Annotated in this window: 12 protein-coding genes; 7 read left to right on the top strand and 5 right to left on the bottom strand. The window is 71.1% G+C overall.

The genetic code is table 11. The annotated features are described in order from the left end of the window. Positions 1–3 precede the first annotated feature (3 nt). Positions 4–1113 (bottom strand): substrate-binding domain-containing protein, encoded by a 1110-nt coding sequence (locus DVK44_RS02105; protein WP_114658049.1) that lies wholly within the window; start codon positions 1111–1113, stop codon positions 4–6. A 186-nt stretch (positions 1114–1299) separates the two neighbouring features. Here DVK44_RS02105 and DVK44_RS02100 point away from each other — a divergent pair, with 186 nt between their 5' ends. The 6 genes from DVK44_RS02100 to DVK44_RS02075 all read left to right on the top strand — a co-directional run bounded on the left by DVK44_RS02100 (position 1300) and on the right by DVK44_RS02075 (position 7819). Then, positions 1300–2319: a hydroxyacid dehydrogenase gene (locus DVK44_RS02100; protein ID WP_114658048.1), complete on the top strand. Its 1020-nt coding sequence runs from the start codon at positions 1300–1302 to the stop codon at positions 2317–2319. Positions 2320–2388: 69 nt separating this feature from the next. Then, positions 2389–3657 (top strand): ABC transporter substrate-binding protein, encoded by a 1269-nt coding sequence (locus tag DVK44_RS02095; RefSeq protein WP_114658047.1) that lies wholly within the window; start codon positions 2389–2391, stop codon positions 3655–3657. Continuing rightward, positions 3654–4610 carry a carbohydrate ABC transporter permease gene (locus tag DVK44_RS02090; protein WP_114658046.1) on the top strand — a complete coding sequence of 319 codons (957 nt, stop codon included), beginning with the start codon at positions 3654–3656 and terminating at the stop codon, positions 4608–4610. The genes DVK44_RS02095 and DVK44_RS02090 overlap by 4 nt, the downstream gene beginning before the upstream one ends. Next, positions 4607–5515, top strand: a complete 909-nt coding sequence (locus DVK44_RS02085) for a carbohydrate ABC transporter permease (protein WP_114658045.1) — start codon at positions 4607–4609, stop codon at positions 5513–5515. The genes DVK44_RS02090 and DVK44_RS02085 overlap by 4 nt, the downstream gene beginning before the upstream one ends. 16 nt (positions 5516–5531) lie before the next feature. Beyond that, positions 5532–6239, top strand: a complete 708-nt coding sequence (locus DVK44_RS02080) for a hypothetical protein (protein ID WP_114658044.1) — start codon at positions 5532–5534, stop codon at positions 6237–6239. A 215-nt stretch (positions 6240–6454) separates the two neighbouring features. Next, positions 6455–7819 (top strand): FAD-dependent oxidoreductase, encoded by a 1365-nt coding sequence (locus DVK44_RS02075; RefSeq protein ID WP_114658043.1) that lies wholly within the window; start codon positions 6455–6457, stop codon positions 7817–7819. Positions 7820–8178: 359 nt separating this feature from the next. Here the strand turns inward: DVK44_RS02075 and bioD are convergent, their stop codons facing one another. From bioD to bioB, 3 genes are read right to left on the bottom strand one after another with little or no spacing between them, the layout of a single operon-like run. Continuing rightward, entirely contained in the window at positions 8179–8898 is a 720-nt protein-coding gene (bioD, locus tag DVK44_RS02070; RefSeq protein ID WP_114658042.1) for a dethiobiotin synthase, read from the bottom strand. Between the two features lie 35 nt (positions 8899–8933). Beyond that, positions 8934–10229, bottom strand: a complete 1296-nt coding sequence (locus DVK44_RS02065; RefSeq protein WP_114658041.1) for an adenosylmethionine--8-amino-7-oxononanoate transaminase — start codon at positions 10227–10229, stop codon at positions 8934–8936. Beyond that, positions 10222–11433: a biotin synthase BioB gene (gene bioB / locus DVK44_RS02060; RefSeq protein ID WP_114658040.1), complete on the bottom strand. Its 1212-nt coding sequence runs from the start codon at positions 11431–11433 to the stop codon at positions 10222–10224. Before bioB ends, DVK44_RS02065 begins: the two co-directional genes overlap by 8 nt. A gap of 164 nt (positions 11434–11597) precedes the next feature. Between bioB and DVK44_RS02055 the strand changes: the two genes are divergently transcribed. Beyond that, on the top strand, positions 11598–12752 hold the full coding sequence (locus tag DVK44_RS02055) for an 8-amino-7-oxononanoate synthase (protein WP_114658039.1): 1155 nt from the start codon (positions 11598–11600) through the stop codon (positions 12750–12752). Here DVK44_RS02055 and DVK44_RS02050 read toward each other — a convergent pair. Further along, on the bottom strand, positions 12746–12937 hold the full coding sequence (locus DVK44_RS02050) for a DUF397 domain-containing protein (RefSeq protein ID WP_114658038.1): 192 nt from the start codon (positions 12935–12937) through the stop codon (positions 12746–12748). The two genes, DVK44_RS02055 and DVK44_RS02050, sit on opposite strands and share 7 nt — an antisense overlap. Positions 12938–12945 lie beyond the last annotated feature (8 nt).

The raw sequence follows: 12945 nt of genomic DNA, 5'->3' as shown, positions 1-12945 counted from the left end.
CCCCTACGGCCGGGCACCCCCCGCCCTCGGCACCGACGAGTTACGGAGGACCAGCTCCGGCAGGACCAGAACGCGCTGCGCCGGGTGGCGCCGGCCTTCGCGCAGCCGGGACACCATCATCTCGACCGCCACCCGGCCCACCCGCGACTTGGGCGGGCGGATCGCCGTCATCGCCGGCTCCGCGAGATGGGCCACCTCGTCGTCGTAACTGACCATCGCCATGTCGTCGGGCACGCTCAGGCCCTGCTCCGTGAGGTACTGGGCGATGGACATCGCGTCGGGATCGCTGTGCACGATCAGCGCGGTGATCCGGGCCGAACGGGACCGGTCCAGAATGCCCTTGATGATCTCCCGGTGCCCCGGCACATCGAGGGCGACGCTCTCCCGCACCACGAACCCGCCCGGCAGATCCAGCTCCGCGCACGCCTTGTGCCACCCCTGCGCGAGATGGGCCGAGGTCGGGCTGCCCTTCGACAGCACCAGCCCGATCCTGCGGTGGCCGTGCTCGTGCAGATGCCGCACCGCCATCTCCAGGCCCATCGCGTGATCGCTGCGTACCCACCCCAACTGGCGCGGGGTCGGCGTCCACCGGGATATCTGCCGCTCGACCAGGATCGCCGGCACCGGCAGCCCGACGAGCCAGTCGACCATCTCGTCGAGCCCCTCGCCCTCCAGATTCGGCGCCAGCAGCAGCCCCTGGACCTGCTGCGCGGCGATCAGCCGGCTGATCTGGCGGCGGTCCTCGGCCGGGTCGTAGCTCGAACCGCGCAACTGGATATGGACGCCCAGCGCGACCGCCGCGCTCCGCGCCCCGCCGACGATCTGCGGCCAGTAGTAGTCCAGCGAGGGCACGACCATACCGATGGTGAACGGCGTCGCCGCCGGGCGGTGCCGGCGCGCCTGGGCCGGATCGAGTTCGGTCGGCAGTGTCGCGCCGCCGTGCACGCGGGTGAGCAGACCGCGGGCGGCGAGCGCGGCGATATCGCGCCGGATGGTCAGCTCGCTGACCTCCAGGGTCCGCGCCACCTCCCGGACCCGCAGGGAACCGTGCCGCCGCAGCTCGTCCATCAGCCGTTCCCGGCGCTGCAAAGCGAAGAGTCGCTCATCCGTCATCTGGACACCTGACCTTTTACCCGTTCGACTCTGAACGTTTCGCTTCGTTTACGTACGACCTCTAGTGAATCCGTACGCCACACCACTATCTCTATTCCAACGTGTTCGGCAAGGAACTCCGTATACGGCAAGGAACTGGTCGGCGCGTGGCCATCGCCCGCGCCCATGGGAAGGATTCGACACCCGATGCAGACGAAGCCCCAAGCGCTGGTCGTCATGGACAGGCAGAGCTTCGACGCGCACTTCGACGCGGCCCGGCTCGAACGCTTGGCGGGCCTGGTGGAACTGGGCGATCCGGTGTGGACCGACGATCTCGACTCCTCCCCGGTACGGGCCCGGCTGGCGGAGGTCGAGGTACTGCTGACGTCATGGGGCGCGCCCCGGCTGACCGGCGAACGGCTCGCGGCGGCGCCGTCCCTCAAAGCGGTGCTGCACTGCGCGGGCAGTGTGCGCGGTCTGGTGGGGGACGAGGTGTGGCGCCGCGGCATCCGCGTGACCAGCGGCGCCGACGCCAACGCGATCCCCGTCGCCGAGTACACCCTGGCCGCCATCATCTTCGCCGGCAAGAAGGCCCCCTTCCTCGCGGCCGACGAACTGCGCGCCTACGAGGGCTGGGGATCGGTCACCGGCTACGGGGACCTGTCCAACTTCCGCAGAACGGTCGGGGTGGTGGGGTTCTCCCGGATCGGCCGCAAGGTCGTCGAACTGCTCAAGGTCCTCGGCGGCACCACCTGTCTCGTCGCGGACCCCTACGCCGACCCGGCCGAGGTCAGCAGGGCCGGCGCCACCCTGGTGGATCTGGCCGAACTGCTCCCGCGGGTCGACGTACTGACCCTGCACGCGCCCGAACTCCCCGAGACCCGCAAGCTGATCGGCGCGGCGGAGCTGGCGCTGCTGCCCGACAGCGCGACCGTCATCAACACCGCGCGCGGCAGTCTCATCGACTCCGACGCACTGGCCGCGGAGTGTGCGGCGGGCCGCCTCTTCGCCATCCTCGACGTCACCGAGCCCGAGCCGCTGCCTGCCGGCTCACCGCTCCGGCGACTGGCCCGCGTGATGATCACCCCCCACGTAGCAGGCTCGCTCGGTTCTGAGATCGGACGTCTCACCGACCACGCGATGGACGAACTGGCCCGTTGGTCCGCCCGGCAGCCCCTGCGGACGGAGATCACGGCGGAGAACTGGGCGCTCGGGCTGAGCGCCTGAGCACCTGCCCCTGTTTTCCGCCCCGCACCGCCTCCCGCAAGAACAGTCAACTCGAAGGAGCCGCACATCATGAGGAAGATCCCAGCAAGAGCCCTGACGGCCGCCGTCGCCGTGTCCCTGCTCGCCGCCGGCTGCGGAGGCGGAGGCAGCGATTCCGGTACCACCTCCGACGGCCGTACGGTCGTCAAGGTCGCGCTCTGGAACTACGACACGACCCCCGAGTTCAAGGCGCTGATCGAGGGCTTCGAGGCGGAGAACCCGAAGATCGACGTCCAGCCGGTCGACATCCTCGCCGACGACTACGCCGACAAGGTCACCACCATGCTCGCGGGCGGCGACTCCACCGACGTCCTGACGATGAAGAACGTCACCGACTACTCCCGCTACGCCACCCGCGGCCAGCTGAAGTCCCTGGACAGCCAGGTCGAGGCGCTCGACAAGGCGTCCTACTCCGGTCTGGACCCCTTCGAGCTGGACGGCCACTACTACGCGCTGCCCTACCGGCACGACTTCTGGGTGCTCTTCTACAACAAGGCCCTCGTCAAACCGACCGGCGCCGATCTGTCGAACCTCAGCTGGGCCGACTTCGCGTCCCTGGCGAAGGAGATCACCAAGGGCAAGGGCACGGACAAGGTCTACGGCACCCACTTCCAGACCTGGCGTTCACCGGTCCAGGCGATCGCCGCCGCCCAGACCGGCGGTGACCAGCTCGGCGGCGACTACGGATTCTTCAAGGACCAGTACGAACTGGCCCTGGACCTCCAGAAGTCCGGCGCCATGATGCCGTTCGGGACGGCCAAGAGCCAGCAGGTCCACTACAAGACGGTCTTCGAGAGCGGCAAGGTCGGCATGGTGCCGATGGGCAGCTGGCTCGCCGCCGCGCTGCTGGAGGACAAGGCCAAGGGCGTCACGGACGTCGACTGGGGCATCGCGCCGATGCCGCAGATCAAGGCCGACGGCAAGACGACCACGTTCGGCTCGCCGACCGCGTTCGCCGTGAACAAGAAGGCGAAGAACCCGTCGGCGGCCGAGAAGTTCGTGGAGTGGGCCTCGGGCCCCAAGGGCGCGGCGGCCATCGCCAAGGTCGGCGTCGTCCCCGCGTACACCGGCGACGAGGTGCAGAAGGCGTACTTCGCGGTCAAGGGCATGCCGTCCGACGAGCTGGCCGCCAAGGCCATGAAGCCGGACGCGGTGAATCTGGAGATGCCGGTCAGTGACAAGACCGCCGACGTCAACCAGATCCTCGACGAGGAGCACGAACTGGTGATGACCGGTGAGAGGTCCGTCGAGAAGGGCATCGAGGAGATGAACAAGCGCGTGAAGTCCGAAGTCCAGTGACCACTGCCACCAAACCCACCACCGGGTCCACCGGAGCCACCGGTCCGACCGGTGCCACGGGCTCCACCGGCTCCACCGGAAAGCAGCGGCGCCGGCGCAACACCCTGGTCGGCTGGAGCTTCATCCTCCCGAACTTCCTGGGCTTCGCCGCCCTGACGCTCATCCCGGTGATCGGCACCCTGCTGCTGGCCTTCACCAACTGGAACTCGTACACGACGCCGGAATGGATCGGGTTCGACAACTTCCGGCGGATGTTCGACGACGGCAACTTCTGGACGGCTCTGGAGAACACCACCTGGTACGCGGTCGGCCATATCCCGCTCACCCTGGTGGCGGCCCTCGGCCTCGCCGTGCTGCTGAACCGGAAGCTGAAGGGCGTGGGAGTCCTCCGCACGGCGTTCTTCTTCCCGTACATCACCTCGCTGGTGGCGGTGGCCGTCGTCTGGAACATGCTGCTGAGCCCCGAGCTGGGGCCCGTCAACCAGTTCCTGAAGTTCATCGGCATAGCGAACCCGCCGGGGTGGACGACCTCCACCGAGTGGTCGATGCCCGCGCTGGTCATCACCAGTGTGTGGCGGGACATGGGGTACTACATGGTGCTCTATCTCGCCGGGCTCCAGGCCATCCCCGGTGAGCTGTACGAGGCGGCGCGGGTGGACGGCGCGAACGCGTGGAAGCGGTTCTGGCATGTGACGCTGCCGGGGCTGCGGCCCACCACCTTCTTCGTCCTGGTCATGCTCACGGTCTCCAGCTTCAAGGTCTTCGACCTGGTCCAGGTCATGACCGAGGGCGGCCCCGGCCGCTCCACGCTGGTGCTGTCGCAGCTCATCTACCGGCAGGGCATCACCCAGGGACGGTTCGGCTACGCGTCGGCGATCTCCCTGGTGCTCTTCCTGATCGTCCTGAGTATCACCCTCGTACAGTTCCAGCTCCAGCGGAGGTCCGAACGATGAACACGACCACGCTGCGGAAGGACAGCACGGAGACCGGGGCGCCACCGGCCGCCCCGGCCCCGGCCCCGCCCGGCCGCCGGGGGGAGCTGGGCACGACCGTCGGCCGCGTGCTCCTCTACGCGGGACTGATCGTGCTGGCGGCGGCGATCCTGCTGCCGTTCGGATGGATGCTCATTTCGTCGGTGAAGACCGACAACGCGGTCTTCACCGTCCCGATCCAGTGGATACCGGAGGAGTTCCGCTGGCAGAACTTCACCGAGATCTGGACCGATATCCCGCTGCTCACCTACCTGGGCAACTCGCTGTTCCTCAGCGTCACGATCACCGTGCTCCAGGTGCTCACGGGCAGTTTCGCGGCCTACGGCTTCGCCAAGATGCAGTTCCCCGGCCGCGACGCGCTCTTCCTCGGCTACATCGCGACCATCGCGGTGCCGTGGCAGGCGTACATGGTGCCGCAGTACATCATGATGGAGAAGATCGGGCTGGTGAACACCCATCTCTCGCTGATCCTGCTCCAGGCGTTCGGCGCGTTCGGGGTGTTCCTCATGCGTCAGTTCTATATGACGATTCCGGACGAGATCAGCGAGGCGGCGCGGCTGGACGGGCTCAGTGAGTACGGCATCTGGGCCCGGATGATCCTGCCGCTCTCCAAACCGGCGCTGGCCAGCCTCGCGCTGCTGACCTTCGTCAACACCTGGAACGACTACATGGGTCCGTTCATCTATCTCACGGACAACGACCTGTGGACCGTACAACTCGGGCTGCGTCAGTTCGTCGGGATGTACGACGCCCGGTACGCCATGATCATGACCGGTTCGGTGCTGTCGGTCCTGCCGATCCTGGTGATCTTCCTGCTCGGACAGCGCTACTTCGTGCAGGGAATCGCCACCAGCGGAATCAAGTGACAAGCGAGGCGAGGAGATGAGCGGCGCACCCGTCACCGGCCGGCCGTCCCGGCTCAATGTGGGGTACGGCTCCTGGGACCTGATCTGGTCGTTCGTCCACCGGGTCCTGGTCGTCAACGTGGGGCTGGTGGCGGCGAACCTGCCGCTGCTGGCCGCCCTGCAACTGGTCCACCAGCCGTGGCGGTACCCGGTGTTCTTCGGGATCCTCGCGCTCGGGACCGGGCCGTCGCTCGCCGCCGTCTTCGGCTATCTGCGCCGGTCCGACGGGGACGAGCGGGCCCCGGTCGCCGAACTGGTGCGCGCCTACCGGCGGCTGGCCGGCCGGGCGCTGCTCCTGTGGGCGCCCTGCGTCCTGCTGATGGCCGTGGCCGCGACCGATGTGTACGTACTGCGCGACTCGGCGCTCGGGCTGGTGCTCGTGCCGCTGCTCGTGGTGGCCGTACTCGTCGCGGCCGGCTCCGGTGTCGCGGCGATGGCCTACCTGGCGTACGAGGACGCTCCGCGCGCGTGGCGGCGCACGCTCCTGGCGGCGCCGTACGCGCTGGTCCGCCGGTGGCCGCTCGGGCTGATGAACCTCGGGCTGCTCGCGGTCGCTCTGGTGATGGTCAACCAGGCGCCGCTACTGGGGTTGGCGGTGGTGCCCGGCTGTGTGCTGTTCGTGGTCTGGCGCAACTCCTGCGTCATGTTCGAGTCAACGGCTCCGGCGGCGACCGCGGAGATGTGAGGGGCGGCGGTCACGGCGGCGTGAACGCGGGTGGAACGGAGAGGGGGGCGGGACCGGCGGCCCCGGCCCCATCCCCTACGCTGACCAGGCACGACCGCGGCCGGCTCATAAGCCGGCCTTATGAGGTCATAGACAGGGGCCGACTACCAGCTTAGGCATGCCTTAGTTTAGGCTTCCGGCGAGCCCCTGCCCATCGCTCGAAGGGAAACCTGATCATGACTCGCCCTCTGCGGGTGGCCATTGTCGGAGCCGGCCCGGCCGGGATCTACGCCGCCGACGCGCTGCTGAAGTCCGCAGTGGCCGCCGAGCCCGGTGTCTCCATCGACCTCTTCGAGCGGATGCCGGCGCCGTTCGGCCTGATCCGCTACGGCGTGGCCCCGGACCACCCCCGGATCAAGGGCATCGTCAAGGCCCTGCACCAGGTGCTCGACAAGCCCCAGATCCGGCTCTTCGGCAATGTCGACTACCCCGGGGACATCAACCTGGACGATCTGCGCGCCTTCTACGACGCCGTGATCTTCTCCACGGGCGCGACGGCCGACCGCGCGCTCGACATACCCGGCGTCGAACTCGACGGCTCGTACGGCGCGGCCGACTTCGTCTCCTGGTACGACGGCCACCCGGACGTCGAGCGGACCTGGCCGCTGCACGCGGAGAAGGTCGCCGTCCTCGGCGTCGGCAACGTCGCGCTCGATGTGGCGCGCGTGCTGGCCAAGACCGCGGACGAGCTGCTGCCGACCGAGATCCCGCCGAACGTGTACGAGGGCCTCAAGGCCAACAAGGCCCTGGAGGTCCACGTCTTCGGCCGCCGCGGCCCGGCGCAGGCGAAGTTCAGCCCGATGGAGCTGCGGGAGCTGGACCACTCCCCGAACATCGAGGTCATCGTCGACCCCGAGGACATCGACTACGACGACGGCTCGATCGCCACCCGGCGCGGCAACAAGCAGGCCGACATGGTCGCCAAGACCCTGGAGAACTGGGCCATCCGCGATGCCGGCGACCGGCCGCACAAGCTCTTCCTGCACTTCTTCGAGTCCCCGACCGAGATCCTCGGCGAGGACGGCGCCGTCACCGGCCTGCGCACCGAGCGCACCGCGCTCGACGGCACGGGCAACGTCAAGGGCACCGGCACCTTCAAGGACTGGGACCTCACCGCGGTCTACCGCGCCGTGGGCTACCTCTCCGACAAGCTCCCCAAGCTGCCCTGGGACGTCGAGTCCGGCACGGTCCCGGACCAGGGCGGCCGGGTGATCGAGGAGACCGGCGAGCACCTCAAGTCCATGTACGTCACCGGCTGGATCCGGCGCGGTCCCGTCGGCCTCATCGGCCACACGAAGGGCGACGCCAACGAGACGGTCGCCAGCCTGCTGGACGACCACGCGAACGGCCGCCTCCAGACCCCCGCGTCGCCCGACCCGGCGGCCGTCGACGCGTTCCTCGGCGAGCGCGACGTCCGCTTCACCACCTGGGAGGGCTGGCACCGCCTCGACGCCGCCGAACAGGCCCGCGGCGCGGAGCAGGGCCGCGAGCGCGTGAAGATCGTCGAACGCGACGAAATGCTGGACGCGAGCGGCGCGTAGCACTGGGCGTACGGCTCGGACCAGGGCGGGGCGGCTTCCTTCGGGAAGCCGCCCCGCCCTGCTTGTCCGCCCGGGAGGCCGGCCCCTACCGGAACCGTCGCGGCGGCGACCGTGCCCGTACCGGTCACCACGGCATACGGCCGCGCCCGGGCCGGAGGGCCGGCGTTGGTCGCCCGTGCCGAGCGCGTAACCCGTCAGGGCCGTCCCGGCCGGGGCAGGGGCCGTTGCCGCGTGGGCCGGGTTCGTCGGCACGGGTGCCGCGAGCAGGTCGGCATGCCGCGCTCGCCGTCCGGCAGGGACGGCGGATCACGGATGGCGGTCTCCGGGGCCCCGGTCGCGCGGGGAGTTGGCGGGTGTTCTCAGGCCGGTAGGCCGGTGGCGGCCGGTTCGGGGCCTGGCCAGGTGCCGAAGAGGTCCGGGGCCAGCCAGGAGGCGGCGCGGGTGCGGAACTCGGCCGGGGGCAGGGCGCCCGCGCCCGTCGGTACGGCGCCCAGCAGGGGCGCGCCCGCCGCCTCCGGCAGGTCCGACAGATTGCAGCGTTCCGCCAGGCCCGGGGTGTCGGGCCAGCTGCCGATGACCACACCGAGCGGTGTCAGCGCCCGCGCCCGCAGCGCCTCCGTCGTCAACGCGGTCGCGTTGAGCGTGCCCAGCCCGGCGGGCGCGACCACGAGGACCGGCGCGCGCAGCAGCACGGCCGCGTCCGCGAGCGTGGCGCCGCGCTCGTCGAACCGTACGAGCAGCCCGCCCGCCCCCTCGACCAGCACCACATCGTGCTCCGCCGCCAGCTTCTCGGCCGCCTCGGCGATCTCGTGCGGGCGTACGGGCGCGGCACCGGCCCGCCGGGCCGCCGTCGCGGGCGCCAGCGGGTCCGGATAGCGGGCCAGCTCCACCGCGGTCACCGCGCCCGCCAGCCGCGCGGCCTCCGCCACATCGCCCGGCTCACCCGGGCCGAGCCCGGTCTGCGCCGGCTTCAGTACGGCGACGCTGCGGCCCCCGGCCAGCGCCGCCGCCGCGACGGCCGCCGTGACGACGGTCTTGCCGATCTCCGTACCGGTCCCGGAGACGATGATCACCGGCATGTCAGCCCTTCCCGCATCTCAGCTCGTCCCGCATGTCAGCCCTCCCGCGCCGCCGCGACCACCGCGCGGCAGATCCTGGCGACGTCCGCGTCGCCCGTCACATAGGGCGGCATCGTGTACACGAGGTCGCGGAACGGCCGCAGCCACACCCCCTCGCGCACCGCCGCCCGCGTCGCCGCGGCCATGTCCACGTCGTGGTCCAGCTGGACGACCCCGATGGCGCCCAGCGTCCGTACCTCCCGTACCCCGGGCAGCTCCGCCGCCTCGGCGAGCCCGTCCCCGAGCCCCGCGCCGATCCGCTTGACCTCCGCCGCCCAGTCCTGGCCGAGCAGCAGATCGATCGAGGCGAGCGCGACCGCCGCCGCCAGCGGATTGCCCATGAACGTCGGCCCGTGCGCCAGCACCGGCACCTCGCCGCGCGAGATGCCCTCGGCCACCTCCGCCGTGCACAACGTCGCCGCCATGGTGAGATATCCGCCGGTCAGCGCCTTGCCCACACACATCACATCGGGCGAGACCCCGCCCTGCCCGGCGGCGAAGAGCGTGCCGGTCCGGCCGAAGCCGGTGGCGATCTCGTCGAAGACCAGCAGCACCCCGTGCGCGTCGCACGCCTCGCGCAGCACCCGCAGATACGCGGGGGAGTGGAACCGCATCCCGCCCGCGCCCTGCACCACCGGCTCCACGATGACGGCCGCCAGCTCGTCCGCGTGCCGGGCGATCAGCGCGCGCAGCCCGTCCGCGTACGTCTCGTCGTACGCGGCGGGCGGCGCGTCCGCGAAGATCTGGCGCGGCAGCACCCCCGCCCACAGACCGTGCATCCCGCCCTCGGGATCGCACACCGACATGGGCTGCCAGGTGTCACCGTGGTAGCCGCCGCGCCAGGTGAGCAGCCGCTGCTTGGCCGGCCGGCCGCGCGAACGCCAGTACTGGAGGCACATCTTCACCGCGACCTCGACCGACACGGAGCCCGAGTCGGCGAGAAAGACATGGCGCAGAGGCTCCGGGGTGATCTCGACGAGCCGGGCGGCGAGCCGTACGGCGGGCTCGTGGGTGAGCCCGCCGAACATCACATGGCTCATCCGGTCCAGCTGGCCGCGCGCCGCCTCGTCGAGCACCGGGTGGCGGTAGCCGTGGATCGCCGACCACCACGACGCCATGCCGTCGACCAGCTCGTCCTGCCCGTGGGCGGGTTCGGCCAGCCGCAGCCGTACCCCGGCCGCGGACTCCACGATCAGCGGATCGACCCGCCCCGGCATCGGACCGTACGGATGCCACACATGCGCCCGGTCCAGATCCAGCAGCTCGCCGGTGCCGAGGACCGGCTCAGGCATTGGGCGCCAGCTCGGTGCCCGCACCCCGGCGGCGAACGGACACCAGACCGGGACGGGAAGCCAGCACATCAGCGGCGGTCGCACCGGCAGCGGCGCTCTCGGCCGGTACGGACCCGGCCGCCACGGACTCCGACTCGGCCCCGGCCCCGGACCCGCACGCGGACTCCGCCCCGTCGCCGCACACCGACCCGCAGCCGCCCGCGCGATGCTCCGGAAGCGTCGGCGTACCCGCGCCCTCCACCTCGAAACCGGCGTCCGCGATCATGTCCAGATCCGCCTGGCCCGCCTGGCCCTCACTGGTCAGATAGTCGCCCAGGAAGATGGAGTTGACCAGATGCAGCGCGAGCGGCTGCAACGAGCGCAGATGCACCTCGCGCCCGCCCGCGAGCCGGACCTCCACATCCGGGCAGACGAACCGCGCCATCGCCAGGATGCGCAGGCAGCGCTGCGGGGTCAGATTCCACTCGGCGGCGAGCGGCGTCCCCTCCATCGGGATCAGGAAGTTGACCGGCACCGAGTCGGGGTCCAGCTCCCGCAGGGCGAAGAGCACATCGACCAGGTCCTCGTCGCTCTCCCCCATCCCGGCGATCAGACCCGAGCACGGGGACAGCCCGCCCTCCCTGGCCAGCCGTACGGTCTCGACCCGGTCCGCGTAGGTGTGGGTCGTCGTGATGTCGCCGTACGTCCCCTCGGACGTGTTCAGGTTGTGGTTGTACGCGTCGGCCCCCGCCGCCCGCAGCCGTTCCGCCTGGCCGCCGGAGAGCAGTCCGAGGCAGGCGCAGACCTCTACCTCCTCGTTCTGCTCCTTGATCGCCTCGATGGTCCGCGAGACCCGGTCGATGTCCCGGTCGGTCGGACCCCGGCCGCTCGCGACCAGACACACCCGCTTCGCCCCGCCCGCCACCCCGGCCGCCGCGACCTTCGTCGCCTCGTCGGGCTTCAGCCAGGTGTACTTCAGGATCTCGGCCTTGGAGCCGAGCCGCTGCGAGCAGTACGAGCAGTCCTCGGGGCAGAGCCCGGACTTCAGATTGACCAGATAGTTGAGCTTCACCCGCCGCCCGAACCACTGCCGCCGCACCTTCCCGGCCGCGGCCACCACGTCGAGCAGATCGTCGTCGGAGGTCGCCAGTACGGCGAGCGCTTCTTCGCGGGTCGGCAGCTCGCGGCGCAGACCCTTCTCCACCAGTGTGTTCAGAAGGTCCATGGTGCAGATCCTTGCCCACCGGGGACCCCCGGGGAAAGGAGGATCCCGACAACACCGCCGGATCGACGTGTGTGCATCACCACACCCTGCCCAGGTCAGCCCATGGTTAAAGTCTGTGCGCTGCCTACAAAAGGCCGCCGTACCGCTCACCGGAGGCCCGCACCGTGAAGCAGCAGGATCCGTTCGACTGGACCGACGACGAGGCACGCCACCGCGCCCGGGCGGGACTGGTCCGTACGCTCCGGCCGCGTCCGGCGGAGCAGGACCTGCTGGACCTGGCGAGCAACGACTATCTGGGCCTGGCCCGCCACCCCGAGGTGACCGGCGCGGCGGCGGACGCCGCCCTCCGCTGGGGCGCGGGCGCCACCGGCTCCCGGCTGGTCACGGGCAGCACCACCCTCCACGCCGAACTGGAGCGCGAACTGGCCGAATTCTGCGGCTTCGAGTCGGCGCTCGTCCTGTCCTCCGGATACGCCGCCAATCTGGCCGCGCTCACCGCGCTCACCGCCCGCGACGGGCTGCTCCTGTCCGACGCGGGCAACCACGCCTCGATCGTCGACGGCTGCCGGCTCTCCCGCGCCGAGACCGTCGTCGTCCCGCACGCGGCGCCCGACGCCGTCGCCAAGACGCTCGCCCCGCACCCGGGGCGCCGGACGCTGGTGGTCAGCGACGCCGTGTTCTCCGTGGACGGCGACGCGGCGCCGCTGACGGAGCTGGCCGCCGTCTGCCGCGCGCACGGCGCGGCGCTGCTCGCCGACGACGCGCACGGGCTGGGCGTGCTCGGCGAGGGCGGCCGGGGCACCCTGGCGGCGGCGGGCCTGGCGGGCGCGGCCGGAGTCGTGGCCACCCTCACGCTCTCCAAGTCCCTGGGCAGCCAGGGTGGCGCGATCCTCGGCCCGGCCCGGGTCATCGACCATCTCGTCAACGCCGCCCGGACGTTCATCTTCGACACCGGTCTCGCGCCGGCCGCCGTGGGCGGCGCCCTGGCCGCGCTGCGGCTGCTGCGCCGGGAACCGGCCAGGGCGGACCGGGCGCGCGAGGTCGCGGGCGAGCTGCACCGGCGGCTGACCGGCGCGGGCCTGACCGCCGTACGGCCCGACGCCGCCGTCGTCTCCGTACGGGCACCGTCGCCGGAGGCGGCCGTACGCTGGGCGGCCGACTGCCGTACGGCGGGGCTCGCCGTGGGGTGTTTCCGGCCGCCCTCGGTGCCGGACGGGGTGTCCCGGATCAGGCTGACCGCGCGGGCCGACCTGACGGAGCGGCAGATCGGCGCGGCGGTCCGTACGGTCGTGGCGGCGGCCCCGGAGCCGGATCAGTGAGCGCGCTCGCGCTCGCGCAGGGCCGACAGGAAGGCCGTCCACGCCCCTGAGGAGAAGGGCAGCGACGGCCGTCGCACCTCCTTGGAGTCGCGCACGGCGAGCCGGCCCGGCCCGGTGCGGGCGTACTCCACACAGTTGTTGGCCCCCGTGCTGTAGCTGCTGCGCCGCCATGCGGAGCGGTCCATGATGTGTC

Source organism: Streptomyces paludis, assembly GCF_003344965.1.
GTDB lineage: Bacteria > Actinomycetota > Actinomycetes > Streptomycetales > Streptomycetaceae > Streptomyces > Streptomyces paludis.
This window is presented reverse-complemented; position numbering and strand designations above follow the sequence as displayed.